The following is a 26,417-nucleotide window of genomic DNA, read 5'->3' as shown; positions in this document are numbered from 1 at the left end:
TCAACTTACATTACCTTCCAGCTCACGCCCCCATTGGTTGTCTGCAGCAGGATAGATCGCCGAGTTTCTTTTTTCTCAATTAAGAGCCAGCCAACATCCCTTGAAATAAACTGCAGCTTCACAATCTCCGGATATTCCAAGAGCTTGGATTGCAGAACGCTGCTGGCCGGAAGTGTTGTCCAGGTTGCTCCCGCATTAATCGTCTTGTACATCAGATTTCCTTTCAAAGCCCAGCCGAGTTGAGAATTTAAAAAAGCAGGAGCCAGGTGGCGGTTGATCCCTGTCTGGATGCCCAGACCGAACGTAGTAAATGTCCAGCTTGCTCCGCTATTGGCGGTAAAATATCCGTTATATGTGATGGTAGCATCCTTATCTTTCTGGCAGGCCACCGGCAACCACCCGGATGCGCTGTTATTGCCGAAGAATTCCGGTTCTCCGGTGACCACTTTGTCGCAGCCTCTCCACTGTTCATTCACTAGAAACTCCGGTCCCTGACTCCATGTTGCTCCACCGTCTTGAGTCATGTAAATCTTGGGCAGCGCTCCGGTCTGGAGTGTCACGAATCCACGGTCTGTATCCTTAAAGATCATCCCGGTCGTCACGCCCGCCATCGGAATTGCAAGATTTGGCAGCTTCGGATTATATTGCTCGTTCTGCATAACCATATTCCAAGTGGCCCCCCCGTCTGCCGTTGCATACAGCGCTTTGCTTGCTTTAGTGGCATTAATATCCCAGGAGGTCATCAGCCAGCCATGGCTCGGAGAACTGAAGTAGATGGAAGAGATCGTATTCGCATCCGGAAATGAAGAGATTTTCCAGCTCAGTCCCCCATCGGTTGTTCGGAGCACAACGGTTTCCGTCGTTCCAAAAGCACTTCTTACAATCCAGCCGTTCTCTAGATCCGTAAAGAAGATCTCTTGGCTGTACACCGGATTAGACAGAAACTGCACATTTACAGAAGGTGAAATATTCGCCCAGGTTTCCCCGTTATCTTTGGTCATGTAGATCCGAAGTTCATTTTTGGTAACACCCCAGGCCAGTCCTGCAGAATCGGTTAACAATCTGAAATCCGTAAGCCGGGTCTGAATTTGATATTTAGGTGTATCTTTATTGACTAAGTTTTTGGCGTCGGGTGTAATCAGGGTAATCGTCTGCCCTTCTTCCGGCGCTTCCGTCGGCTGAGGTGGCTGAGTGGGCTCAGGAGCAGGAGAAGAAGAGCAAGCCGAGAGTATGAGTAGGCTCAGGAGAACCACCAGTAGCGTTCTCAGAACCTTGAAATCTGCTGTTTGGGATGACAAAGCTCTCTCTCCTCTTCTGTTATCGTTTATTTTTGATTCAGTTTGCTGTTTTTGTATCCGTACAGAAAATAGATCAGTAGTCCGACAGCCAGCCAGATGACAAAGCCGATCCAAGTCTCTCTCCCCAGATTATACATTAAATAAGCGCAGGTTGCCGCACTAAGCAGGGGGATGTATGGCACCCAAGGCACCGTGAACCCTCTTTTCAGATTCGGATGGGTACGGCGCAGCACAATTACACCCAAGGACACCACGAGAAAAGCGAACAGTGTTCCAATGCTGGTCAGGTTAGCCAGCCGGTCCAGTGGAACAAATCCGGTGAGCACGGCGATCAATCCTCCGACCATCCAGGTGCTGCGCACGGGGGTATGCGTTTTGGCGCTTACTTTGGACCAGCTTTTCGGCAGCAGCCCGTCCCGTGAGATCGCGAACAAGAGACGGGTCTGGCCGAAGAGCATAACAAGCAGAACCGTGGTCATCCCGGCAATAGCGCCTACAGAGATTAGACCGGCAATCATATTCTGGTCCACGAATCGCAGGGCGTAGGAAACAGGATCACTGACATTCAGGCTTTGATAAGGTACGATCCCTGTCAGAACCAGCGAGACAGTAATGTACAGCACGGTGCAGATTGCAAGGGATGAAATGATTCCGATAGGCAAATCACGCTGCGGGCGCTTCACCTCTTCCGCAGCAGTCGATATGGCATCAAAGCCGATATAGGCGAAAAAAACGGTAGCCGCCCCATTCACCACCCCATGAAAGCCAAATGGTAAAAATGGCGTCCAGTTCTCCGGTTTCACATAGAAAAATCCCGTAACTATGAAGAGAAGCACTACAGACAGCTTAATCACAACCATAATTGCATTAAAGCGGGCCGTTTCCTTGACTCCGCGAGTCAACAAATAGGAGATCAGCAAAATAATGATCATGGCGGGCAGATTTAGATAAGTGCCTTTGTCCGCATTATAAGCCCCGGAGAGTGCTGTGGGCAAATGCAGGCCGAAACCATCCAGCAGGCCCTGGAAGTAACCGGACCATCCACTGCTTACCGCCGCTGCCGCAACCCCATATTCCAGCACCAGATCCCAGCCCAGAATCCAGGCCAGTAACTCGCCGAAAGCGACATAGCTATAGGCATAAGCGCTGCCGGACACCGGGAGCGTTGAAGCAAATTCTGAATAACACAGTGCGGACAGCACGCAGGCAAACCCGGCGAGAATGAAGGAGAGCACAAGGCCCGGCCCGGCATGCTCCGCGGCTGCGACTCCTGTCATAACAAATATCCCGGTGCCGATAATGGCCCCTACACCAAGTGTTGTAAGATCCAGTGCACCCAGTGTCTTGCTCAGTTTAGCGCCATCGGCGCTTTGAGGCGCGGTCAGCGGTTTTTTGCGGAATAAATCCATTCTTAAATTCTCTCCTGTCGATGATATGAATGTGGAACTCCTAGGGTGCCGTGGTCAGCAGCTTCATGCCCAGTCCGACAAATATAACTCCGGCTGCGATGTTGGCGCCTTCCTGCACACGGGGCTTCTCCAGAAATTTGCTGCTGAAGGCACCGGCAAAATAAGCAAGCGCTCCGAAGATCAGAGCGGTCAGCACAATAAAGATAAGTCCAAGCACAAGCATCTGCAAAGGTACAACACCATAGTCATAATTCACGAATTGCGGCAGAAAGGTCAGAAAGAAGATGGCCACTTTGGGATTGAGAATATTCATAATCAGTCCTCTTCGCAGCAATGCCCTTTCATCCTTCTTCTCGCCATCGTTCACTAAGAGCGTTGCTTTACGGTGCTTCAATGATTTGTAGGCCAGGTTAAATAAATACAGTGCACCGGCAATCTTAAACAGGGTGAACAGCAGCGGAGATGTCTTCACAATGATTGACAATCCCAGTGCTGCAGCCAAAGTATGTACTGTATTCCCCAGTGCCAGTCCAACAGCGGTGTAGACACCTGCTTTCCGGCCATTCGTAATCCCCTGGGTAACAGCGAAAATAAGATCCGGACCCGGAATAAGGATCAGCAGAATGGCAGCCCCAAGGTACATAAATAGTGTAGCAATACTAAACATAGCTACCTCCTCTCTGCGAAAGCACGTTGTTAGCTTGCCCGTTTTCGGGTAATGGATTAAAAACAAGCTGCTTGAAAACACTAACTCCAGAGCTTATGATGGATAGGATTGGACACAAAAAAATCGAAATTCGGAGGAGATGGAACAATGGCCCCCCCATTTAAGCCCAATCGTGTCGTAGTTATCGGTACCGGTGCAGTCGGTACAACAACCGCATATACGCTGCTTCTGCGCAGACGGATGCCTGAATTGGTACTTATCGATGTCAATCACCAGAAAGCGCTGGGTGAAGCACTTGACATGAACCACGGCATGCCGTTTGTCGGCGGTGTAAAACTGTGGGCAGGAACCTATGAAGATTGCCGGGAAGCGGATATTATTATCGTAACCGCCGGCGCCTCCCAGAAGCCGGGTGAGACCCGGATTGATCTTCTGCGAAAGAACATCTCGATTTTTAAAGATATCATCCAAAAGATTACGAAATACAATCAGCATGCCATTCTGCTGATTGCAACGAATCCGGTAGATATCCTGGCTTATGCCACTCTTAAGATCAGCGGCTTCGACCGCAGACGGGTCATCGGTTCCGGTACGGTGCTTGACAGTGCACGGTTCCGCTATTTGATCGGTCTTCATAAAGAAATAGATCCCCGCAGCATTCATGGTCAAATAATCGGTGAACACGGTGACTCCGAGCTTCCGGTATGGAGCCTTGCCAACGTGGCCGGCATCGATTTGGGCTTTGATGAAGCGGAACGCAAGGAGATCTTTGAAGACACCAAGAACGCCGCCTATGAAATTATCGACGCCAAAGGTTCTACCTCATATGCGATTGCTCTTGCCCTGGACCGGATCGTGGTTTCCATTCTGAACAATGAAGGTGCTGTGCTGAATGTCTCCACGCTGCTGAACAACTATAACGGAGTTTCAGATGTGTTCCTCGGTGCTCCATGTGTCGTTGACCGATCCGGCGTTCGCGAAGTGCTGGATCTGCCGCTGAGTGAAGACGAAAAGGCAATGTTCCAGAAATCTGCAGAGAAGCTCAAAGCGGAAATTTCCAAGCTTGAATTGTAACCATTTTACTGGTTAGCACGGGGTTGTCCTGGTCATTTCAATGACTGGGACAGCCTTGTTTTATGCTTCCCGCACGCAAAAGAAACCGCCCTTCAAGCGGATGGAATATTAACCCCGCGAATAGAAGGACGGATTTTCCTTAAGTACTATAACATGAATCTTTTTTGCCTGACAATGATATTAATCTAATGCTTTAAATTTCCAAGAGCGTTCCCGACCCTTGAGACAGAGTTATTTTGTGACTGGCAATTTGTAATACTCTTTCAGCACTTGTTCCGCTTCCTTACCGTAAATATCAAATCCATTGTTGGACGAAGCCTCTTCCAGAGCGTAGAGCTTTGTACTCCAATCCCACCAGAAGAAACCGGCGAACCAAGGCTCATTCCAAAAGGTTTCAAGTGCCGAACGATAAAAGTTAGCCTGCTCGCTTTCCGAATGAGGCAGATCCTTATGCGTAAAGTCCCACGGCATAGTGGCACAGCCGAGTGCGCTGCGGCAGCCAATTTCGATAAAAACAAGCGGCTTGTTGAATCTTTCGGCTAAAGCCTTAAGCCGGGGTTTCTGCTTCTCCCAGACAGTGAGCATATTCGCATAGGAATCACCCGGCACAGAGGCTACAGGATAATATGCGCTGGTTCCGATGAGATCGACCGCATCGAGCCACTGAATCCCTTCTTCTTTGCCATGATTGGCATTGTAAACGATGGGGCCGGTATATAGGCTCTTCACCTCACGGATAACTTCCCGCCATTCTGCTTCCCTATATTCTGTAGCTACCATTTCACAACCTATACAGAACATTTCGCAGCCCAGCTCCTCTGCCAGCTCCGCATAATGCTTCAAGAAATTCGTGTAGGACTCGAACCAGGCTGCCCAATAGGCGTCTCCATCCTCAGGAAATCCGATCCGCGCTCTCCAAATCCCGTCTCTGGAGTTGACTACAGGCTTCAAGCAGACCTTCAGGCCCAGCTCCTTCGCGTTTCGCACCGCATGTTCGATATCCCGATCTGTCGGCGTATAACCGTAATCAAAGTGAATATCTGTTGAGAACACTGTATCCTGCCAGGTCCAGAAGGACAAAGCGATCCACTCACTTCCGGTATCCGCCAGCTTTTTCATCGAATCCGCTGCATAATCTTTCCGGTACTCTCCTCTTTTTGTTTCCCAGCCATAAGTCATTCCTTTAAAAAAAACTTCCTTCATCCCCAAGTCCTCCTATTAGTTAGTAATAACATGTTCTTTCGTGTACCATTTTCCGTAAATCATTGCTACAGAAATTAAACATTAGATGTAGTTCTTTAGTTCAACTAATATAGTTATTATTAAAAACCTTAATAACAGTTAGAATAAATCAAACAATTAATAATAACAAGTTATTTTTGTTATAAAAAAAGGCCCGAACCGCGTGAGTCATTTAGCGGCCGTGCCTATCAGTGAGGATAACAATTATTCTATTTGCTGGTTGACCTCAAGATAGGATGCGAATTCTGCATCCACTTCCAAAATGACCACATATCTGTGTTTAAGCTGGCAATTGTACAAAACAAGATATAATTAACATATTATTAGTTATGTAAACAATTCGAAATAATGATTTTTCTAGTTCTTCTGCGGAAACTGAATCTGCAGCCTGGACATGGCTTCTTCCTTCTCCCGGCTTGTAATATGCGTATAAACCGTTGTAGTCTGTATGGACGAATGTCCCAGCAGCTCCTGCACAGTACGCAAATCCGCCCCCTTGCGCAGCAGCATTGTGGCAAAGGAGTGACGCAGCTTATGGCTGGAGTACGGCCGGCGGTGAACCATCGGCACTTCCTGCTGAAAACGGCTAAAGGTGTCTGCAGCTATGCCCTGTATTCCCCGTATCGAGAGTCTGCGTCCTTTCTGAGAGATAAACATCGCCTCCTCTTTGCTAAGCCAAGGGGTGAGACGTTCGTTCAAGGCTTGCTGCAGAAAAGGGGCGACATCCTCCGGCACTGGCACATTGCGCCATTTGCGTCCTTTGCCAAATACACGCAGTGTACGCCGTTCTGCATTATAATCACTCAAATTCAGCGTATGGACTTCCCCCACCCGCAACCCCATATAGGACATCAGTAAGAAAACAGCCAAATTGCGGCTCCGGTATTTGCCTTCTACAGCAGACAAAAACCGCTGCAGATCCACTTCATCCAGATAGACCGGCTCACGGTTTTTTTCGGTTTTGGATTTCTTGATCCCGGCCGCCGGATTGGCTGTCAGCAATTCCAGCTCGATGAGTGCCTTAAACAAACAATTAACCGAGGCATGCTTGCGGTTACGCGTCGCATCACTTACCCCGCGTTCACGGACCGAGGTCAGATAGGATACTACTTGAAGCTTTTTAACGGATTCCAGACTTCTGCCATTCAGGCTCCCAAGAAACTCCCGCACATCAGCAAGATAGGATTTCTGTGTGTACGCTGTAAATCCGGCATCCTTCATCCAGATCAGAAAGGCCTCAAGCTCTTCTTCATAGTCAGGCCCCAATTTGTTCATGTATGTCCTCCTCCCCCATGATTTCAACAACTTATTGTACCACGGAATTTAATACACCTTCATTTGTATTTGTACTTCTCCACATTGCCGCATGTTTCTCTACCGTCAGCAAAAATTCCTGAAGTGCCGGCGATTTCCATTTCTTTAGATGGTAGACAGTCTGTGTAGCAACCCGCTGCGATTCATCATTCCAGTTCAGCCGGGCCAGCTTGCCGGCGGCCAGCTCGCTTCTTACCGAAATCAGCGGCAGGAATGAGATGCCGAGGCCGGACATGACACACTGCTTGATCGCCTCGATACTCCAGAATTCCAGCTTAGGATCGGGAAACACCCCCTGGCTGTTCAAATGACGCTCAAACAAAATCCGGTAAGTACAGCCTGTTTCTGTAAACAGGATGGTTTCATTCTTAAGGTGCTGCGGTTCGACACTCTCCTGCTGTAGCAAAGGATGATCCGGCGGTGCAATAAGCGTCATCTCTTCATGAATCAATGTTTCACTGCACAAGTCTTTATATTCCGCCTCCGGCTGCAGCAGAAAAGCCAAATCCAGCTCACCGGAGCGGACGGACTCTGCCAGCTCCCAGCAGACGCCTGGTTTCAGTGTGATTTGAACCTGCGGATATTGCCCGCGGAATTCCTTAATGATGCCCGGCAGACGGAAGGCGGCCAGCGATTCTGGCGCACCAATCCGCAGGACTCCCGATACTTCATTCTCTGCACGCAGGGCATTCTGGGCCAAAGAGTGCATCCGGTGAATTTCCTGCGCATAAGGCAGCAGGCGGCGGCCGGCATCGGTCAGAATAATTTTTTTGCTGATGCGGTCAAACAAAGGCTGGCCAAGCTCTGCCTCCAGCGCTTGAATTTGCGCAGTAATACTGGACTGGGCATAGTCCAGCTTTTGAGCAGCACGGGTAAAACTGCCTGCCTCTACGACTACTAGAAACGTAAATAAATGCCGCGATTCCATATGACTCTCACCAACCTTCCCGGAAGGAATGTATCATCGGTTTTTCGAATGGATAATATTCAAATTTCCCGTTTTTCCTATGGATACATTATCTGATACTCTATAACTAAATTCAAGGTAAAAGGAAAGCGGGATCTTATTTATGAAGGAAACTCATACATTGCAACGAAACATCGGTATGCCGCAAGCCATTGCCCTATACATTGGAGCTGTGCTTGGTTCAGGTATATTAATCGTACCCGGACTGGCCGCGGAAATGGCCGGTCCGGCTTCCCTGCTGGCCTGGGGATTCATGACCCTGCTGATTCTGCCTCTGGCTTTGTCTATGGGTCTCCTCTCCGCTAAATTCCCAAATGCCGGAGGTGTGTCCCATTTCGTCACTTTGGCCTTCGGTCCCAAGGCCGGAGCCTTGGTGGGCTGGTTCTTCCTGATGTCGGTGCCCATTGGCGGACCTGTGGCTGCGCTGACAGGAGCCGGGTATATGACGGCCGCCATGGGCTGGGGAGATGGAGCCCGAATCGCTATCGCCGCCGTGATGCTGGCCATTGGCCTGATCACGAACTGGATGGGCATGCAGGTCGCAGGCAAAGTACAAATTGCCGTCGTAATCGCAATCATTGCTGTGCTGGTATTCTCGTTTGCCACCGCACTCCCCCGCATGGAAAGCACGCATTTCACGCCTTTTGTTCCCCGTGGCTGGTTAAGCATCGGGCAGGCGGCAGCTATTCTCTTCTGGTGTTTCATCGGCTGGGAGGCAGTCTCCCATCTTTCAGAAGAGTTCAAGGACCCGCAGCGTGCAGCTGTTAAGGGGGTCACCATCGCCGCTATTATCGTAGGGGTGCTCTATTTCTTATCCGCGCTGGCTACAGTTGGAACCCAAAGCTACCTCCGTGGAGGCGCTGATTCCTCGCTCGTCTGGATCATCAGCCAGCCGCTTGGCGCATGGGGCGGCTTCATCGCCGGTCTTACCGGCCTGTTCATCTGCACCGCGACGATTATCGCCTATTCCAGCGCTGCATCACGGGTGGCCTTTGCCTTGTCCCGTCAGGGCTATGCTCCCAAGTGGATGGGACGCCTGTCCAACCGGTACAAGACGCCCACTGGGGCTATTGGTTTCTTGTTGCTTTGTTTTGCTGCAGTACTGCTCCTTTACGGCAGTGGCCTGCTCTCCATCACCACGCTGATCCAGTTCCCCAATGCCACTTTCATCCTGACGTACATTGGAGGCTGCGCAGCCGGAATCCGGCTGCTCAAAGGCAACAGGCTTGGAGTAACGATCAGCTGGATATCTTTTATCGCCACATTGGCGGTGTTTCCATTTACGGGGTGGGCAATACTGTATCCGCTGCTGATTACGATCGTCTTTATCGTCGTCGCCGTGTTGGGCAATAAACGCAGCTCCGGCAGCGGTTACTCTCAGACACTGGAACATCGTTAGTCGGCGCACAGGACCCTTGAATAGAGCAGGCCGCATCCTCTTTGCTGGGCAAGGAAGGTGCGGCCTGTTTTCTTTTGAAGGGACTGTCCAAATAACGGAAAGGATGCGCAAGCGGGAAGATCAACTGGAATGTAAGCGAATCTCTGCTGACTGAGGCGGTTTCCGGCAGTGGAAGTGCGGCATAATAAATGAAGGGTAACGACTTTACGCTGATTCTAAACAAGCGACCGCCGCCCACAGCAGCTGGTCACTTTCACTCTGCAGGGCAATACTTTCAGCGGAATCGTATGCGGAATGCTCTTCGAACATTTCATTGGCCTGCTGTTCAGTGATCGGATAGTCTTTCAATCGTTCTTCCTCCCCGGTTAGTCAATGAATATACGCTTTATCCCTAGCAAACCGTTCGCTTTTGGGCTAAAAGTTTTAGGGAGGTTAACGGGGACTGCTACGCGTTTCGTTTCAGGAAGGCCGCATACGGTTATGGATTGAAGAGAGATAGAACCCATATTTCATTAAAGGAGACGATAAACATGCCCGAAAATAAAAAGATCGTTCTCGAACCGGCAGCGCAGAAGTTTGCCGATGACAATGCAAAGCCCCCTTTCCTTCCAGACCTCGGTCCTGAAAAGGGCCGAGAAACGGTGGATACCGTTCAATCCGGTGAAATAAAAAAACCGGAGACCGATATCCAGGATCTCTCTGTTCCCGGTGGACCCAAAGGTGAGGTTCCGATCCGAATTGTTCGTCCGGTTAACTCTTCTGCTTCATCACTTCCTGTTATCTTATACATTCACGGTGCCGGTTGGGTATTCGGTAACAGCCATACTCACGACCGGCTCATTCGTGAACTGGCCGCCGGCGCGGATGCGGCCGTTGTTTTTCCGGAATACAGCCTGTCCCCGGAAGCTAAGTATCCTACAGCAATTGAGGAAATTTATGCGGTGCTGGAATGGATCTCCAATCATGGTTCCGAACATGGTCTTGACAGGGGTCGATTAACTGTAGCTGGTGACAGTGTCGGAGGCAATATGACTGCGGCCATCACGCTGATGGCCAAAGAACGCAAAGGCCCGGCAATCAGCAAGCAGCTGCTGTTTTATCCGGTAACCGACGCTTCATTCGATACGGAATCGTATCACCAGTTCGCCGAAGGTTATTTCCTCCAGCGTGAAGGGATGAAGTGGTTTTGGGATCAATATACAACAGATCCGCAGGAACGGGCTCAGATTACCGCTTCCCCGCTGCGGGCCAGCCTAGAGCAGCTCAGCGGTTTGCCGGAAGCCCTGATTATTACGGGAGAAGCCGATGTACTGCGGGATGAAGGCGAGGCCTATGCCGCCAAATTGCGTGAAGCGGGCGTAACGGTAACAGCGGTACGGTTTCAAGGCATCATCCATGACTTTGTCATGCTGAATGCGCTCGCGGACACGAATGCTAATAAAGGAGCACTGCTCTTAGCAACAGCGTGGCTGCGGCAGTAGTGCTGAAAGAAACAAGACAAGATATATGTAACGTGAAATCAGGCCAGCTTCGGGTGTATTCCGAAGCTGGCCTGATGCCTTAAAAACGGCTTAATTTCAGTAAAGTGTGCAGCTGCTCAGCAGTTATTTTTACAAATAAAATATTTAACCGCCTTCCCGCACAAATCCGCTGAAGCTGTAGCCTGGGTTAGTTCCGATTGTTATTTACGCTGACTGTAAAATTCCGCCGCTTTGGTCAGCATGTCCTTCAACGAACTGAAGGAAGTCGTATGACTGACATGCTCATTCAACTGATCCTGGGGCAGGGATTTCAAATCCTCCGCCGAAGATGCAGAGAAACCTCCGCTTTGCAGCAGCTCCTGCAGTGACTCAAAAGGCGTAAACTGTTGCAGAAACGATCCTGACAGCAACTGATCCAAAGGGAGTTTCTCCATCAATTGATCCAGCGGCAGCTGATCTAGTGGCAGCTTTTGCAGCAGATCGCCCACTCCGCCTTCTTTAACCGTATCCACCAGACCTTGTATTTTCTCACCGAATCCTCCAAAATTGAATCCCATAACAAGCCCTCCTGTAAAATCTTAGTTGCCCCTTATTACCCCAATCTGGACCGGTTGAATTACTTATTTACATATTAATTATTATGTTAACTAATAAACAACTTCCTTATTTTAGAAACTTAATGAGCATTTATACGTCTAACTAAATATGAACATTCACAAGGAGATGACTCTTTTGCCACAAGTAAAAACAATTCTCACATCACTTCTCGCTGTTTCCCTATTGTCATCCGGTACCACCCTAACGTTGCAAGGAACGGCCACTGATACCGCCTATGCAGCATCCGCCAGCGCCACTTCTGTGAAACCCGCCAAGGACACCTCACTCCCCTTAAAGTGGTCCACAACAACGGACGGCATTGGCATGTATGACAAACTGCCTATCTTGAACGGTATCCTCTATTACTCCGCCTACCCTACACTGTACGCCAAAAATATAGCTACCGGCCAAGTGAAATGGTCCTACAAAAATGGCGGGGAGCCTCAGATCGTGACGAACAACTCCGTCTTTTTTATTGACAATAACGAACAACTCGTAAAAGTATCCGCTGACACGGGGAAACTGCTGTGGAAGGTGAAAGTGTCAAAGTTCCCCATAGAAATTGGTGCTCAGGTCCGTCTGATTAACGGAAAAATATATTTCTCCAATGAACGTGGCGGTGTAGCTGTCTACCATCCGGTTACAGGAAAGAAAATTTGGGAGAATACGGATATTCCCATGTATGTAGGGACCATTTACGGAGAATATAAAGGCGCACTCGTCGTCTCCAGCACCGTAGATAATATACGCACACAATTTTTCGGACTAGATCTTGCTACTGGCAAGAAGTTATGGAGAACAGAAGGCTTTTACGAATATGTGGGTGTTCAGGATGGACATTTGCTGCTGCGGAAACAAGTAAAAGAACATTATGATGCTGAAACCACCCCTGTTGCGGGTCATGTATTAACACTGGTCCAATTGGACCCGGCAACAGGCAAAATATCAGGCCAAGAAGACTACAAGCCTCTGAATGACATTGACAGAATGAGCAATTACTACACTTCCATTCAGAATCCATATATCTACACGGTAGTTGGAAATCTTGATAAAGATGAATATACGCTAACACGGTTTACACGCAGCCAGGACAAAGAAACAGCGGAAAAAAGCTATGAAAGCTATGGCAGATGGCTGGCCGGCCCTACAAACGGAATGGCATTTTTTCAAAAAGGAACCCAAATCACCGGAGTCAATCTTAAGAATGACCGTGTTGTGAATTTCAACAATCCGGCAAGCAAGGTTGAACGTCTGCAGCGGGTTGGCAAGGCTGTTTTCGCCATTTACGAGAACGGGTACCTCTCCATTAATCATGCGGATACCGGAGCCTTGTACGGGATTATCAAAACCGGAGCCGGCTACCACTATTTTGGCAATGTTACGATCGAAAAAGGAATCGCACTGATCCCGACAGAGCGTAAATTGCTGGCCGTAGCCTTGCCTAAAGAATTGCAGTAAATGATCTTTACGTTTAGCGGTTCCTGCGAAGAAACTCCCCGATTCTCCGGGCAGCTTCCAGGAGCCGCTTTTCTTCTTCAACCAGCGCGATTCTGACGAACCCTTCTCCCTGCGAACCAAAAGCATCCCCCGGGATTACAGCAACACCAGTCTTCAGCAGCAGCTCTTGAGCAAACTTGCGTGATCGGCCAACTTCACCTGGAGTTCCCCAAGCTTCCGGAAGCCGTGCCCAGACAAACATTGTTGCTTTGGGCTTAACAACAGACCAGCCTTCCAAAGACAAAGCTTCAATGAACACATCGCGCCGATGCTCATAGAGCGGAGCCACCTCCAGTTCCCCACCTCCAGCCATCGCCAGCTCCAGCGCACATACCGCAGCCTCCTGTACCGGATTAAATACCCCATAGTCTACATTGCTCTTCAGTTCACGGAGTGCGCCAACAGCTTGGCGGTTGCCGGTCATAAAACCAACGCGGCATCCGGCCATATTAAAACTCTTGGAGAACGAATGAAATTCAACCGCCGTCTCTAGGGCTCCAGGTACTTGCAGGATACTTAACGGACGGTAGCCGTCAAACCCCATCTCCGAATACGCCAAATCATGAATAACCAGCACCTCCCATTTCCCGGCTAATGCAATCAGTTTCTCCATGTAAGCCAGATCGGCCGTAACCGCAATCGGATTGCCGGGAAAGCTGAGCAGGATAAAAACCGCCTGCTGCCATATCTCATCAGGAATGCTGTCCAGATCAGGCAGAAAGTCATTTTGTTCCAGCAAAGGGAGCTGCCAGGCCTTGACCCCTGCAATCGCCAGTGAGCCGGAATAAATTGGATACCCCGGATCAGGGACAATCGCCAAATCTCCGGGGTTGCAAATGGACAAAGCAAGATGGGCCAGCCCGTCCTGTGAACCCATCAGCGCCACCAGCTCTTCCTCATCATCCACTTCAACATCAAACCGCCATTTCATCCAGGCTGCCGCTTGCTTGCGGAACAAGTCACTTCCTTTGGAAGCGGGATAGGAATAACTGTTCTCCCTGAGAACTGCATCACTTAACGTTTGGCGAATCTCAAGAGCAGGTGCCTGATCCGGACTGCCGATCCCAAGGTCGATGACCTCAATGCCCGACCTCCGTGCTTCTGCTTTCCATTCGGATACCTCGGAAAATATGGAGGAACCTAAATTCGATAGTTTATCCGATCGCCATCCCCGTTTGGAACTGCTTTCTGTCAAAATCAAAACCCCCAGCTGTTTTTCCAATTAGTATAGCATGATTTCTTTCACCCGGTTTTACACAAAGCTCACATCAGGAGGTTGCAAACAATTAAACCATAATATAGATTAAAAACCTTGTTAAACCAATACCATCCCTCAAATCGGCACAACCACATGGTTAGATGAACCTATTAAAATGGATCTCAGATGAAACAGCGTATAATTTATGTTATACGCTGTTTTTTTTGGCGTTAAATAGACTATTTGCATATACTCTCTAAATCTCAATTGCGGCAATCATTTGGATTTCTCTGACATCATTTCACAATGCGTGAAGGATAAGAACTTGTACCCTTAGCCGTAATATTTGCGTTAACACTACCAAATACAATAAGCTTTTATTTAGGCACGTTCTTATATTATAAATTTAGATCGTTATCTAATCTGAAATAGCACCATGTTGTTGTCCTTCGACACCTCGGTTCAGCAAATCCCAAAATTGTTCAACCATGACCGATGCCGGATACGGCATCGAACGGATTATCCACCATTCCAATACACCCACTGCCGCTGAAATTAAAAATTGGACCGTAATGTCCCTGTTCAACTCCCCATCGAGTTTGATCGAATCCAGATGCTCGTTCAGTCTTTGCCGAAACATTGTCTCCATTTGGTTTCGAAAAACCGTGTTTCCCTTGCTCGTCAGCATTAAGGAATAGAAAGGAGCATGCTGCTCCAAATATTCAAACGTGCGTAATAGCGTAGTTTTGGAAGGGAGATGAACCATCTTATCATCTTCAGACATACAATTGCGTAGTAACTGGTTAATCTGAGCTTCCATGTGTTGATCGCGCAAATCGTACTTGTCATTGAAATGCAAATACACCGTTCCTCGATTGACATTCGCTTCCTCAGCAATTTGATTGACCGTTATGCTCTCGAATTCCTTTTCTGACATCAGCCTCATAAAAGCATCAAAAATCGCTTGCCTCGATTTTTGAATACGCCTGTCCATATCCTTCTCCCCTTTATCCCATACAGAATGAACACATCGAAGTCCTCTGTTGAAAAATCAACAACCGAGCTTATTTTAACCATTGAACACCATTTATCGCTCTGGTACATTCACTATATAAAACATATGTTATTAATTCAACACATGTTCAATTTAAGAGGAGGTATACAAAAAATCGATATTTTAATTTAAAAGAAATCAGGAGGGTTTACAAAATGAAACTTACAGGAAACACGATTTTCATTACAGGCGGCGGTTCGGGAATTGGACGTGCATTAGCAGAAGCTCTCCACAATCTTGGGAATAAAGTTATTATCGCTGGTCGGAGTAGAGAACGTCTGGAGGAGACAATCAAAGCGAATCCCGGCATATCCGCAGTGGAATTGAATGTACAAGATCCTGCCAGCATAAAGGCGGCCGCTAAGCAGTTAATCGAAGAACACCCGGATTTAAATGTTTTGTTTAACAACGCCGGCATCATCCAGTCCGATGACGCGGCGGGCGTGATTGATGAGGATGTTTTGGTTTCGACTGTCAAGACAAACTTGCTAGGTCCAATTCGTATGACTTCTGCATTGATCGAGCATTTGAAGTCCAAAGAAGAAGCGGTTGTCATCAACACGACTTCGATACTTGGATTTATGCCATTAGCGGCGACTGCTCTATATTCCGCAACGAAGGCAGCACTTCACACCTATACGCTGTCCCAACGGTACATGCTTAAAGACACAACGGTAAAAGTATTAGAAATTGTGCCACCATGGGTTCAAAGCAACAACGATGAACCGCGTGCGATGCCACTTGCATCATTCATTGAAGAAACGATAAAGGTACTTGGTACGGATACGGATGAAGTTCTGGTTGAAGAAGCAAAAATGTTTCGAAATAATCCTGGCCCGAATGAAGGTGTTTTTGTGACCCAGTTTAACGATACGATGAAGTCTAAACCTCCAAAGATTCATTGATCCACCTATAATTCTTTGAATCTGCCAGTAACCCCGGCATCAAGCGCTTTGACTCAGAAATGGCTTGGCTTGCGGCCCGTTCAATTATCGTTTATTTTGATCTCAATAGCGACAGGTCCTTTGCATTAATATTAATAGACACCTCTTTCTCCCTTCGTTCCTTTCACGCTGCCCTCAATTTGGGCATACGATAAGATATCAAGCGCGAAGGTGGAACAGAATATGTCTAAGAACAAACGCGGCAAAGCATTATGGCGGACTCCCTCCCGGAGCAGAGGAACCTGCCCGATCTGTGGCAGTACGCGAATCAAGCTGCTCTATATCGGCAAAGGTGTTACCGGCGAGAAGCTTAATGTCTGCAAGAAATGCGAGGGCAAACAAGCAGGTTGAGAAGATTATGCCGGAGAAAGTAATCTTCTTTCTGAATCATAAGACAGGAAGAACAAAGGGGAGTGCCGGTGTTGCGGCACTCCCCTTTGTTCTTCTAATTAATTCAATTCATGCTGGGGCACCCAATTGCGGACACTGTTATCTTCAAGAATTCCCAGAGTAACATCCGAGATATGCGGGTCGGCCAGCAGCTTGTCCCTTACCTTGAACTTGATATCATCTGCGTCGGCAAGTGTCATTCCCCGTCTCAGCTCAATCAGTCCCTCTACATGGTAATTCCCTTCACCACAGCAATGCATGTATTGCCGATGGCAGCCGAGCCTGAAGATTTATTGTCTTTTTTGATCAAACTCCCGTTTGCACCTCATTCGGCTTTATCTGCCGCAAGTGATTTGATTTGGCCTTTTGCAGTTGGTCTATGGTTCTAATTAACCCGTTGCGGCCAAATTCTATCACTGGCAGGGGAGGCATTGAATTAACCTGTTCTCTTCTGCTACACGCTCATTTCAATACAATCTGATGGTACGCTCCCCGCTTGCCGTATCCAGAATCACTTCCCGCTCATGCTTCCAGGTAGGGCTGCTCAGCCCAAGCACGTTCTCCGGATCCCGATCCTCACCCCGAATCATAACCGAGTAGTCCTGGTTTTTCAGCTTATGCATGAATAATCCAAAATACCGGCTCCGGTAAAATTCTGCGAAATATTGGCTTTCCCCTAGTGTAGCGATCCGGTATTTCACAACCAGCAACTCTTGATTCCGGGGGGAATGCAAATATTCATATTGCCAGCCCATAAACGACGAGCAGAAGTATTTCACCCCGAACAACAACAGGATTAAGGAAACTGTCGGGAACAGGAGCAGCTGTTTTTGGAGCAGAGCCAGAGACACACTTAGCAGGATTACATGATAAAGGACAATATATCCCCCCGATGGGTGAAGCCGCGGTCCAGGCGAATAATCCAACAGTCCAAGAAGGACAAGTAGTACATCGGAAGCAAGTAAGATTCCAAGTAAACGAAATGCTATTTTTTTGCGGGCAGTCAGCTTGGACAATATAAGGCCCTCCCTTTTCCATCAGTAATATGCCTAATGATATAAGCAGGAGCAGATGCAATAAAGAGAAATTACCAGGTTTTTCTTTCCTGTTTTATTGTTTTAATTGCCAGGTTAGTCATGCTTCACATACGGGTCTCGGGGAAACCCGGTTTGATCCACAGCCTGGAGATGTCCAGAAAACCAAAAGATCCCGTATGCAAGCCGAACAGACTCTGATTCAGCTGGGCTCTTTTGTTCATATGACAGCCATAGAGGACCCAACAATTCTCGCGCAGAATCGCTTCCGTCCGCTCCAGAAGTTCGCCTCTGCCTTCTGCAGGCAGTTCTGCAAAATGCTCCAGTTCCCGCTGTAATTGATCCCGCTGACTGTCTTGAAGCAACGCGTGCAGATGGTTGGACTTGTTCACAAAGTAATTAATCATTCCCCACTGCCAATCATCTTCGAGTACCTCTTCCGCAAACAGGAAATCCGCCTGCTGCTTGACTTCCTCCATGTTGTATTCCTTGTAGGATATCAGGCAAATATGCAGACCGATTCGCTCCGCACGCTGCTGCAGCCACTCAGCTTCTTCAAGCTCATCCTTTCTGGGAACATAAGCAAGCGTTATCTCTTCTCCGCTGTACCCGCTGGATTCCAGCAGCTTTGCCGCCTCTTCAAGTGAATGCTCTTTCCAGATTATGCGGCGGCTATTCCAAGGCAGGAAGCTGTCTGCCGGTGTAATCCGGTTACCGCCCAGTTCCCTGATCAGCGCAGAAGGGTCATAAAGAAGACGCATCGCCTGGCGAAAAAGCAGATTGTGCTGAATGCCCTCTTTGCGAAAATTCACGATGATATATCTGCAACCCAGCGCCGGGTAATCAATACTGTTGCCGGAGCAACCATCCGAATAGGAGCCTGAAACGGCGGCATCCGGCAGCTGGTATTGGCGTGTACCGGAGCCCTGATCCGGCAAATACCAGATTTCGACCCGGTCCAACAGCGGACGAATGCTGTAGTAATCATCAAAGGCTGCAAGCACAAGCACATCTTCATTCAAATTCATCAGCCGGTAGGGACCTGTTCCAAGGGGTTCCTGGTCATTATCAGCATCAAAGGGCAGAATCGACATGTGAATGGAGCTTAAGAGATGAAGAAAAAAGAGATTGGGAGATGATAGATTGAAGCGGATCCGGTGATCCCCCTCAAGCTCTACTTCTTCAATCCCCCGAAAGTGCCATAATGCCGAACTGTCCAGCTCCACCAGCCGCTGCAGCGTACTTTTCACATCCCGCGAGGTCATCACCCTGCCGTGATGGAATCGAACACCTTTGCGCAAATAGAAGATATAGCTGGTATGGTCCTCATTCGCTTCCCACATATGGGCCAGAGCCGGATGAAAGGAATCACTGACGGCATCATATGTAACTAAAGTACTGCAGATTTGTCCGATCAGATAGGCTTCAAAAGCTGTGTACACAAAAGCGGGGTCAAGCTTCTCCATGCTGCGGTTGCGGGTAATCCGCAGGACATCAAGTCCTGTAGTCGATTCTGTCTCGCTCTGATAGCCCATTTGTCTATTTAACAAGGTTAATAACCTATCCTTTAGCGGACCTTTGACCTCAGGCAGCCCAATTAACTCGATTGCCTGCTTTATCTTCCCGCTGCTAATCAGCTCCAAAAGATAATTCTCCAATATCTCTTCCACAGTGCGTAAAAAAGTCATCGCCGAGGTGTGGCCTCTTCCCCGTCCTGCCTGCCACTGGATGAACCCCTTCTCCTCGAGCTTGCGCAGAATAAATTTCACGTTGCGTGGCGTGCAGCACAGCACAGATGCCAGCAGCTCAATTGTCACCGGAATAGGCACATGTATAGTAAAGGGATTATTAATCTCTGAGGCAACCCGTAAATAATGTGTAACGTTATTGTCCATGATCCATGCTCCTTTAAAGGTGAAACGGGGAACGCAATCCTTACACTTTTACTTCCCCCTTTTATCATTACAATTATACATAAAGCAGCTTTGATTAGCAGGTTTAAAAATTCAGCAACCAGAGTAGGAGATTCACATTATATGAAACAACATTTGCAGCACATCCATCCCTTAGCCTGGACCATTATTATCGGGACAATGTTTGGACGCCTGGTTACCTCCATGAGCATCCCCTTCTTATCCATCTATCTCACCCAGGTGCTTGGCGCTTCCGCGACCCAGACAGGCTTTACGGTAGCTGTCAGCTCACTGGCTGGCGTGCTGATCAGTTTCTATGGAGGTTATATCTCCGATGTTATCGGGCGTAAAATCGTAATGCTGGTCTCGGTCTTCGGCTGGGCCTGTGTATTCTTCGGCTTCTCTGCCGCCCAGCATTTATGGGTATTCTTCCTGGTTAATACCCTAAACGGCCTATGTCGTGCCGTATTTGAACCTACTTCTCGCGCCTTACTGTCGGATATTACCCCACCGGACCATAAACTGCTCGTGTTCAATTTAAGATACGCCGCCGTCAATCTGGGTGTTGTTTTTGGTCCGATTATTGGCCTGCAGCTGGGATCTGCAAAATCGACCTTCCCGTTTCTGATTGCCGGAATTGTGTATATCGCTTATGGGCTTGTGCTGTTTATGCAGTTCCGCATCCATCATTCCACTCTTCCGCAGCGTTCCGAAGTCCGTGCTCCAAAGCTGCGCGAAGCACTGGCAACGACCACCCGGGACCGGGTATTCCTGCCCGTACTGCTGGGTACAATCTTCTGTGTACTGGGATATGGGCATTTCAGTTCCACACTGGCCCAGTATTTAGCAATGAATACCCATTTCACGAACGGAGGACAGGTCTTCTCCTATATGCTGTCCCTAAATGCCGTAACTGTACTGGTGGTCCAGTACCCGATTGTCCGCACGGCAAGCCGATTCTCACCGATTGTCCCTTTGATTCTGGGGAATCTTTGCGTAGCGCTGAGCCTGCTGCTGTTCGGAATTGCCGGTGGAGTGGCACTGCTGATGTTCAGTGTCGTATTGTTCACCATTGGCGAGGTACTGCTCTTTACAATGATGGACATGCTCATTGACCGGATTGCCAAACCGGAATGGAAAGGTACATATTTCGGAACCATAGGCTTTAATAATCTCGGCAATGTAATAGCTCCTATCCTGGGGGGGCTGCTGCTGGATCAATTCGGCGCCGCAAATGGACCGGCTGTCTTTGTGCCCCTGGCCTTAACCACCGCCTTGGGGCTGCCGTTCCTCATTACAGCCCACAAACGACTCAAGATCAGAGAAATGGGCGCTGGTGATGTAAACGTATAGTAACCAAAAACCCGGATAAGCTTAGAAGCTTGTCCGGGTTTACTAATGATGAACATTGCACACGCAGAGTGGAATTTGTTCGTTTAATCACACATTAAAGACATACTTTGAAAATAGCCCCCAGTAGTCGTAATCATATTCTTGCGGATAGCTTATCAAATGTTTTGAACGATAAATCCTAGTTTTAAGATACTTGCCCATCTCTTAATTTCCTCTTGAGTCGGGTTCCACGCATGTTCAATATCTCTGAACAAAATCCAATCTCCCTCAACTATAGTTTACATAATATTATTTATGTAACCTTATTCTCATAAACTTTCTTTCTGGTAACCAATGTCATCCGGTTCAAGAGTTCCGTTCACATAAGCATATCTCATCAACACATTGCCAATGAACATCCCGGGGGAAATCTGGATAGACAGTTCAGCCGTAAGGACATGATCCTGAATGAAGTATCTGACAATGTTTCCGACAACCGGTTGATCAAACCATATACCTGCATCACTTTCATTGAACTTAAAAGGATAATCCTTGCCAGAAACTGAGATCGTGTATTCCCGCTCGCCGTTTCCCTTTTGCAGCACAGAGGAAATTTCATTTCTTACACTGTCTTTAGGATCGGAAACCGGAATCTCTGTAAAATCAGCAGTCAACACATGAACCTCCGATTCACGTACACCTGTACCAGTAGCTGTCGTAAGTACAACAGCAATTTCATCTCCCTCTACGCCGTTCAAATCACTGAGGATGACCTTCGGATAAAAAGAGGGGTTGGAGGTATTGCTCCATTCATAATCTCTGGACTCATTATCGAGTTGAACAGTCAACGGGGAGTAGCCGCTCTCCGGCTTGCTGACCCCGTACACAGCGATTTTCTGAGCTTTATCTTCCGTCAAAAGAACCTTATGATTACCTGTACTATTATTCTGCTCCGCATTCTGTGACTTGTCCGTTGTACATCCGCTAAGTAAAATAACCCCTGCTGCTACAGCGCTAGCAATCTTGTTCACATTACTCCTCCTCGCACTGCCCCCAATAGGATTGATAAAATGTCAATGCTTAAATTATCGCATAAGCTTTAGAGGATAATGTGTAATTTTAGTTGCAAATCATTTAAATTCCAGTAACTATTTGCAGAGCTTGATCATAGATACTTATGCTGCAAAGCAGTTATTTTCTGCTTAATGTACTCTCTGAGTAGGGGCGGTTCAAGAATCTCGATATCGGTGAGCAGCGCCAGCGCCTTCAGACAGGCATTCTCATAGCTGTACATATTTACAGTCAACAGGAGAAATCCATCCTCTTCACCCTTTTGCATAACCTCAAGCCCGTTAACAAGTTCCTGCTTACCCTGTTCTATGCGAAGGACCACCGGATAGTGTTCTTCAGCCCTCCGGCTTTGTTTAAAGCTCTCCTCCCCGCTGCTCCAATACTTCTCCAAAGAAAACTCCGCCGGAATTCTATATTTTTCCTCCAGTAATTGTACCGCTTCGAACCGCTCGCATTTAAAGGTGCGCATGCCCTCTGCCTCCTCGCAATAAGCGGCCAGATACCAAGCCCCTTGTTTGACTACGAGGCCGTAGGGAAGCAGTAACCGGGAAGAAATTTCGTTATTGACCTTTCGGTATTGAACGCTAATCTTTTGTGATTTCCACAGCGCAGCACGCAGAGTCTCCAGACACGGCACCGCATTCCGTTCCGTCCACCAAGGGGTATCATCGAAATAAAAGACATTTTGGGCTTTGCGGATATCCTCCTGATAAGCGGCTGGCAAGGACTTTTCCAGCTTTAATAACGCGTTCCTCAACTTGAGGCCCGATTCGCTGTTCCTTCCTGATTGAAAGCCCATTCCCGTTAAATAGAGCTGAACCATCTCGTCCCCGTGCAGCTGCCGCAGGTTGACCGTGTAGCCCTCCATTAGCGAAATCCCGCCACTCGGCCCAGGTGCAGATATCATGGGAATTCCAGCCTCCGCCAGAACGTCTATGTCTCTATAAATGGATCGTACCGAGGTTTCTAGTGCGGCCGCCAAGTCACTTGCTTTCATTTTCCCCCTGGATTCTACCAGTAACAATATCCCAATCAAGCGATGCAAGCGCATATATTCACTCCTGTCCTGCCCACGAAATTATTAGGGTTTGAAGCTTCTCGAATTCTTGCCACTCTGTTGTCAACAATAGCAGTGTACTATGAAATATATCAGAGAGAAGGAGCTGCTGCAAATGAATATTGGTATATTAGGAACAGGTTTCGGAGCATATCATGCCGCCATATTAAAGAAACTGGATAGCATTGACCGGGTTGTCATCTTTGGGAGGAACGAAGACAAGCTGCATAAGCTGAAGGAAGAGCTTGGGGTTGAGATCACATCGTCAATAGAGGACATTATGCAAGATTCCAGACTGGATATCATTGATATCTGTCTACCTTCCCCACTACATAAGAAATACACTCTAGAGGCAATGAAAGCCGGCAAACATGTAGTTTGTGAAACTCCGGTTGTGCTAAGTTTAGAAGATGCGACGGCAATGAGAGAGGCTGAGCTTCAATATGGGAAAAGAATTCTCGTCAATCAGTTCATCAAATTTGATCCGGCCTATCAATATCTGTATGAAACCACACAACAGGAGAAGTATGGCAAGCTGCTGCATGTGTCTGTCAAAAGAGAAACCCCACCACTTTGGGGGAATCTGGGGCTTGGCACCCTCCCTACAAATCTGATGATCCATGAGCTGGATTTCATCACCTGGCTGCTGGGTTCAACTGCTCCCTCCTCCGTATGGGGAACAAATGGCGGCAAGGAGGAACAAGCACTGGTCCGTGTATCCTTTGAGGAATCCGGGGTCTCGGCGGAAGTTAGCGTTTCTTCGTTTATGCCTGATTCTTACCCCTTTACAGTTGGATATGAGGCTTACTTTGAACAGGCAAAGCTGGTCTTTCATGAAAGTGATGACATGCAGGGAAACATCGATTCTGCATTGTATGAATACAGCAAGGCCGGCAAGCAAGAGATCGTTCTGGAGAAACAGGATCCATACAAGCTAAGCCTCCAGCATGCGATTCACTGTTTACAAGACGGCTCGGAATCCGTCCTTTCGCTGAATCTAGCACTCCAGTCCATGGAAATAGCGCTTGATTTGAAGCAGCGGTTAACCGGCTCTACAGACTAAGTACGAAATCAGTGAATTAATTTTTAACGATCGGGGCTGTGCCCCGGTCTTTTTCCTGGGTTTAGTATGCAAGTTCGGTGTGTGTAAGGTATGGCTCTGGAGTATCAAAGAAACGCTGTAGTAAAGGGTTTCTGTTGTGAATTTTTCATATGTTGAAATATTATCTAATAAATACAAGCATCAGACCTAAATAAAAGAAACGGCGGCAGCCATGGACGAAATAAAGTCCTAGACTGCCGCTGTTTTTTGAGCTATCGTTTCCCTTTAGATTAATGACCTGTCTGAAATCGGAATAAAATGCTGCCAACTACACAAATGTCAAAACAAATGGACTCCGCCTCTACCGGAAATTTTCTACACGCTCATGCAGAAAGGCGCCTAGCGTGCGTGGCTCTCTGCCGAGCAAGCGCTTCACAGTGTCATTTGGACTTTCTGGAACCACCGTAGACATGGTTTGAATTTCCACAACGTGGTTCGCAAGCCAAGGAGGCATATGACTGTGCTCGATAAGATTACGGAGTAGTACTTGAGGTTCCATGTTGATGTAACTTATCGGCCGATTAAGCAGGGCGGATAGTTGACTCGCGATCTGGGGATAACTGAAAATCTCCGAACCAGTAAGCGTATATATTTGGCCTGATACCTCGCGGTTGGTTAGGACTTCTGCGGCAACATCTGCGATATCGCGACAGTCAATGAAGTTACACGGTGAATCGCCCATGGAGCCAAAGAATACATTTTGGGTTGTGATCGTTGGTGCAAGGCGCATTAAGTTTTGCATGAACGCATAAGGGCGCAACACGGTGTGGATGAGGCCCGATTCCCTCAGCGTTTTCTCAATTTCTTGATGCCAGCCCGCCACAGCCACTGGAGAGCTCTGCTCAAAGGCAGGGCTGGATATTTTTACGATGTGTTTGATTCCAGATTCGGCGGCAATCTGAATGATCGAAGTTTCCAATTCGATTTGTCTTGGACTGTTAGACATAGCAAGGAAGAGCTGGCTAGCACCTGTAAACGCGCGGCGCAGCGATTCTGGGTCGGAAGCCTCCACCCATGCGACCTCGATAGTCAATCGGCCTTTTTCTCCGATCTGATCACGCAACTTCTCTGGCTCTCTGCTCAGCGCCCTGACAGGTACGCCTAGATCAACCAAACGTTCCAAAAGCGCACTGCCTATCGTGCCTGTTGCTCCCATAATAACTATCATTTTTTTCTTCTCCTTTTGGATGAAAAATTAGTTGTGACGGCAAGACGCCACCGCCATGTCACTATCGTGCTTGCTATGAATCCAGACAACGGGAAATCGATCCAGACACGTTCGGCCCAGGCCAAGTGATAGCTTGGAATCATGATTTCTAGTGAAACAGATGTCACCCATGCAGCGTATAGGCCAACCGAGGACCCGGCCAATGCGAACACCCCTACCACAACCAAGTGAGGTGCACCGATGACCCATCGCATATGCCCCACCCGGCTGCGCAACAAAAGGCCAATCATCAAGGCCATCAAGGCCGATGCACCGCCGATTGTGGTCAATGCCCCTATTTGAAGCCCCCTATTGGCACTAACCAATCCCCCGATACCTGCCATGATGGCGGGAGCGGCATAGGCCATTACAACTTCACGCCATAGTACAAAAGTCTTTTTCTTGGAGCCAACAGCCTTGATGCCGTAAACATCATCTGACTGATTCGGGTATTTCATCTGGTTCATTTAGTTGCTCCCTCCTTCTTTGAAATAGTTCAATGATTGCTTTCAGTGAAATATAATTAGGTTCCTAACTATATAAGAGTAAAAATAGGCTAGCATCACTAGCCCATTTTACTCATTACTGATTTTTCCTTTTGGTTTCGGGCCTAGTTCGCCCGTAAGTGCTGAGATGCCTTGTGTAACTCGGCCTAGCAAGTCAAGAAATACGCTGCGCTCCTCGATATTAAGTAAGCCCACCATTGCTTCCAGCCAAGCGAAATGCTCAGGAGCCATTTCACGGAGCTTCTTCGCTCCTTCTTCCGTCAAAATGACCGTTCTCTGACGGCCATCGTCTGAGCTTAATCGCCGGGAAACTAGGCCATCCCGTTCAAGAATGTCGATAAGACCAGTCACTGTAGCACGTGTAACGCCTAGATGCTCCGCTAATTGCGAAGGCAACTCTTCTCCTTCGTTGTCTTCAAGATCTGCCAATAAACGATATCGCCCTGTTGATAAACCGAATCTAGAGAAATGAATCTCCGAGGCATGCCCAAGCTTGGCTCCCGCTGCCATTAGCCTAGACGCGACGAGTATAGCCTGTGCGTCTATGTCTAGGTTATAGCGATCAATCTGACGCTTAGATTGTACAAGTGATGGAATAGCGTCAATGTCATTTATTATTTTATTATTGTTGTTCATATATATAGTATGGTCCCTAATTACTTTT

25 protein-coding genes and 1 pseudogene are annotated in these 26,417 nt (G+C 48.0%); 8 read left to right on the top strand and 18 right to left on the bottom strand.

Features of this window, described 5'->3' with window-relative positions; all coding sequences use genetic code 11:
• Positions 1 to 5 precede the first annotated feature (5 nt).
• From AC3WT9_RS02935 to AC3WT9_RS02925, 3 genes are read right to left on the bottom strand one after another with little or no spacing between them, the layout of a single operon-like run.
• Complete coding sequence (locus AC3WT9_RS02935) at positions 6 to 1,298, bottom strand: WD40/YVTN/BNR-like repeat-containing protein (protein WP_341093647.1); 1,293 nt, start codon at positions 1,296 to 1,298, stop codon at positions 6 to 8.
• Between the two features lie 26 nt (positions 1,299 to 1,324).
• On the bottom strand, positions 1,325 to 2,707 hold the full coding sequence (gene bcaP, locus AC3WT9_RS02930; protein WP_341093649.1) for a branched-chain amino acid transporter BcaP: 1,383 nt from the start codon (positions 2,705 to 2,707) through the stop codon (positions 1,325 to 1,327).
• A gap of 40 nt (positions 2,708 to 2,747) precedes the next feature.
• Positions 2,748 to 3,374, bottom strand: coding sequence for a LysE family translocator (locus AC3WT9_RS02925; RefSeq protein ID WP_341093650.1), 627 nt, complete (start codon positions 3,372 to 3,374; stop codon positions 2,748 to 2,750).
• 147 nt (positions 3,375 to 3,521) lie between these two features.
• Between AC3WT9_RS02925 and AC3WT9_RS02920 the strand changes: the two genes are divergently transcribed.
• On the top strand, positions 3,522 to 4,448 hold the full coding sequence (locus AC3WT9_RS02920; RefSeq protein ID WP_341093652.1) for an L-lactate dehydrogenase: 927 nt from the start codon (positions 3,522 to 3,524) through the stop codon (positions 4,446 to 4,448).
• 231 nt (positions 4,449 to 4,679) lie between these two features.
• Here AC3WT9_RS02920 and AC3WT9_RS02915 read toward each other — a convergent pair whose 3' ends face one another.
• The 3 genes from AC3WT9_RS02915 to AC3WT9_RS02905 form a co-directional block, all read right to left on the bottom strand.
• Positions 4,680 to 5,651 (bottom strand): glycoside hydrolase family 113, encoded by a 972-nt coding sequence (locus AC3WT9_RS02915; protein WP_341378809.1) that lies wholly within the window; start codon positions 5,649 to 5,651, stop codon positions 4,680 to 4,682.
• 396 nt (positions 5,652 to 6,047) lie between these two features.
• Positions 6,048 to 6,965, bottom strand: a complete 918-nt coding sequence (locus tag AC3WT9_RS02910; protein WP_341093656.1) for a tyrosine-type recombinase/integrase — start codon at positions 6,963 to 6,965, stop codon at positions 6,048 to 6,050.
• A gap of 31 nt (positions 6,966 to 6,996) precedes the next feature.
• The gene (locus tag AC3WT9_RS02905; protein WP_341093657.1) at positions 6,997 to 7,932 is read right to left on the bottom strand and encodes a LysR family transcriptional regulator; all 936 of its coding nucleotides are present in this window, start codon (positions 7,930 to 7,932) and stop codon (positions 6,997 to 6,999) included.
• Between the two features lie 142 nt (positions 7,933 to 8,074).
• Here AC3WT9_RS02905 and AC3WT9_RS02900 point away from each other — a divergent pair, with 142 nt between their 5' ends.
• On the top strand, positions 8,075 to 9,370 hold the full coding sequence (locus tag AC3WT9_RS02900; RefSeq protein WP_341093658.1) for an APC family permease: 1,296 nt from the start codon (positions 8,075 to 8,077) through the stop codon (positions 9,368 to 9,370).
• 204 nt (positions 9,371 to 9,574) lie between these two features.
• On the opposite strand, the gene AC3WT9_RS02895 is transcribed toward AC3WT9_RS02900, so the two are convergent.
• Positions 9,575 to 9,718, bottom strand: coding sequence for a hypothetical protein (locus tag AC3WT9_RS02895; protein WP_341093660.1), 144 nt, complete (start codon positions 9,716 to 9,718; stop codon positions 9,575 to 9,577).
• A 182-nt stretch (positions 9,719 to 9,900) separates the two neighbouring features.
• On the opposite strand from AC3WT9_RS02895, the gene AC3WT9_RS02890 reads away from it, so the two are divergent.
• Positions 9,901 to 10,851: an alpha/beta hydrolase gene (locus tag AC3WT9_RS02890; protein ID WP_341093662.1), complete on the top strand. Its 951-nt coding sequence runs from the start codon at positions 9,901 to 9,903 to the stop codon at positions 10,849 to 10,851.
• A gap of 200 nt (positions 10,852 to 11,051) precedes the next feature.
• On the opposite strand, the gene AC3WT9_RS02885 is transcribed toward AC3WT9_RS02890, so the two are convergent.
• Entirely contained in the window at positions 11,052 to 11,408 is a 357-nt protein-coding gene (locus AC3WT9_RS02885; RefSeq protein WP_341093663.1) for a hypothetical protein, read from the bottom strand.
• 175 nt (positions 11,409 to 11,583) lie between these two features.
• Between AC3WT9_RS02885 and AC3WT9_RS02880 the strand changes: the two genes are divergently transcribed.
• Positions 11,584 to 12,906 carry an outer membrane protein assembly factor BamB family protein gene (locus AC3WT9_RS02880; RefSeq protein WP_341093665.1) on the top strand — a complete coding sequence of 441 codons (1,323 nt, stop codon included), beginning with the start codon at positions 11,584 to 11,586 and terminating at the stop codon, positions 12,904 to 12,906.
• A gap of 13 nt (positions 12,907 to 12,919) precedes the next feature.
• Here AC3WT9_RS02880 and AC3WT9_RS02875 read toward each other — a convergent pair whose 3' ends face one another.
• Together AC3WT9_RS02875 and AC3WT9_RS02870 are read right to left on the bottom strand one after the other, a co-directional pair.
• Positions 12,920 to 14,140, bottom strand: a complete 1,221-nt coding sequence (locus tag AC3WT9_RS02875) for an aminotransferase class I/II-fold pyridoxal phosphate-dependent enzyme (protein WP_341378810.1) — start codon at positions 14,138 to 14,140, stop codon at positions 12,920 to 12,922.
• 421 nt (positions 14,141 to 14,561) lie between these two features.
• Positions 14,562 to 15,137 carry a TetR/AcrR family transcriptional regulator gene (locus AC3WT9_RS02870; RefSeq protein WP_341093668.1) on the bottom strand — a complete coding sequence of 192 codons (576 nt, stop codon included), beginning with the start codon at positions 15,135 to 15,137 and terminating at the stop codon, positions 14,562 to 14,564.
• Between the two features lie 215 nt (positions 15,138 to 15,352).
• On the opposite strand from AC3WT9_RS02870, the gene AC3WT9_RS02865 reads away from it, so the two are divergent.
• Both AC3WT9_RS02865 and AC3WT9_RS02860 read left to right on the top strand, forming a co-directional pair.
• The gene (locus AC3WT9_RS02865; RefSeq protein WP_341378811.1) at positions 15,353 to 16,102 is read left to right on the top strand and encodes an SDR family oxidoreductase; all 750 of its coding nucleotides are present in this window, start codon (positions 15,353 to 15,355) and stop codon (positions 16,100 to 16,102) included.
• A gap of 222 nt (positions 16,103 to 16,324) precedes the next feature.
• Entirely contained in the window at positions 16,325 to 16,492 is a 168-nt protein-coding gene (locus tag AC3WT9_RS02860) for a hypothetical protein (protein WP_341093670.1), read from the top strand.
• 98 nt (positions 16,493 to 16,590) lie between these two features.
• Here the strand turns inward: AC3WT9_RS02860 and AC3WT9_RS02855 are convergent.
• The 3 genes and pseudogenes from AC3WT9_RS02855 to AC3WT9_RS02845 form a co-directional block, all read right to left on the bottom strand.
• Positions 16,591 to 16,767, bottom strand: a pseudogene (locus tag AC3WT9_RS02855) (cation diffusion facilitator family transporter); the annotation flags it as partial.
• A 231-nt stretch (positions 16,768 to 16,998) separates the two neighbouring features.
• Positions 16,999 to 17,547 carry a hypothetical protein gene (locus AC3WT9_RS02850; RefSeq protein ID WP_341378813.1) on the bottom strand — a complete coding sequence of 183 codons (549 nt, stop codon included), beginning with the start codon at positions 17,545 to 17,547 and terminating at the stop codon, positions 16,999 to 17,001.
• 125 nt (positions 17,548 to 17,672) lie between these two features.
• The gene (locus AC3WT9_RS02845) at positions 17,673 to 19,460 is read right to left on the bottom strand and encodes an ABC transporter substrate-binding protein (protein WP_341378814.1); all 1,788 of its coding nucleotides are present in this window, start codon (positions 19,458 to 19,460) and stop codon (positions 17,673 to 17,675) included.
• 141 nt (positions 19,461 to 19,601) lie between these two features.
• Between AC3WT9_RS02845 and AC3WT9_RS02840 the strand changes: the two genes are divergently transcribed.
• Positions 19,602 to 20,831 carry an MDR family MFS transporter gene (locus AC3WT9_RS02840; protein ID WP_341378815.1) on the top strand — a complete coding sequence of 410 codons (1,230 nt, stop codon included), beginning with the start codon at positions 19,602 to 19,604 and terminating at the stop codon, positions 20,829 to 20,831.
• Between the two features lie 308 nt (positions 20,832 to 21,139).
• On the opposite strand, the gene AC3WT9_RS02835 is transcribed toward AC3WT9_RS02840, so the two are convergent.
• Positions 21,140 to 21,841 (bottom strand): hypothetical protein, encoded by a 702-nt coding sequence (locus AC3WT9_RS02835; RefSeq protein WP_341093676.1) that lies wholly within the window; start codon positions 21,839 to 21,841, stop codon positions 21,140 to 21,142.
• Between the two features lie 134 nt (positions 21,842 to 21,975).
• Positions 21,976 to 22,932 carry a helix-turn-helix transcriptional regulator gene (locus AC3WT9_RS02830; protein ID WP_445935340.1) on the bottom strand — a complete coding sequence of 319 codons (957 nt, stop codon included), beginning with the start codon at positions 22,930 to 22,932 and terminating at the stop codon, positions 21,976 to 21,978.
• A 121-nt stretch (positions 22,933 to 23,053) separates the two neighbouring features.
• Between AC3WT9_RS02830 and AC3WT9_RS02825 the strand changes: the two genes are divergently transcribed.
• A complete protein-coding gene (locus tag AC3WT9_RS02825) occupies positions 23,054 to 24,001 on the top strand; it encodes a Gfo/Idh/MocA family protein (protein ID WP_341097693.1) in 948 nt (315 codons plus the stop codon).
• A 340-nt stretch (positions 24,002 to 24,341) separates the two neighbouring features.
• On the opposite strand, the gene AC3WT9_RS02820 is transcribed toward AC3WT9_RS02825, so the two are convergent.
• The 3 genes from AC3WT9_RS02820 to AC3WT9_RS02810 form a co-directional block, all read right to left on the bottom strand.
• Positions 24,342 to 25,208: an SDR family oxidoreductase gene (locus AC3WT9_RS02820; RefSeq protein WP_341378817.1), complete on the bottom strand. Its 867-nt coding sequence runs from the start codon at positions 25,206 to 25,208 to the stop codon at positions 24,342 to 24,344.
• Positions 25,205 to 25,714, bottom strand: coding sequence for a hypothetical protein (locus AC3WT9_RS02815; RefSeq protein WP_341093680.1), 510 nt, complete (start codon positions 25,712 to 25,714; stop codon positions 25,205 to 25,207). Before AC3WT9_RS02815 ends, AC3WT9_RS02820 begins: the two co-directional genes overlap by 4 nt.
• 108 nt (positions 25,715 to 25,822) lie before the next feature.
• Positions 25,823 to 26,389: a MarR family winged helix-turn-helix transcriptional regulator gene (locus AC3WT9_RS02810; protein WP_341093681.1), complete on the bottom strand. Its 567-nt coding sequence runs from the start codon at positions 26,387 to 26,389 to the stop codon at positions 25,823 to 25,825.
• Positions 26,390 to 26,417: the final 28 nt, after the last annotated feature.

Source organism: Paenibacillus sp. EB106-06-01-XG199 (genome assembly GCF_058791575.1).
The sequence above is the reverse complement of the archived record's forward strand: the minus strand, read 5'-3'. Positions and strand labels throughout refer to the sequence as shown.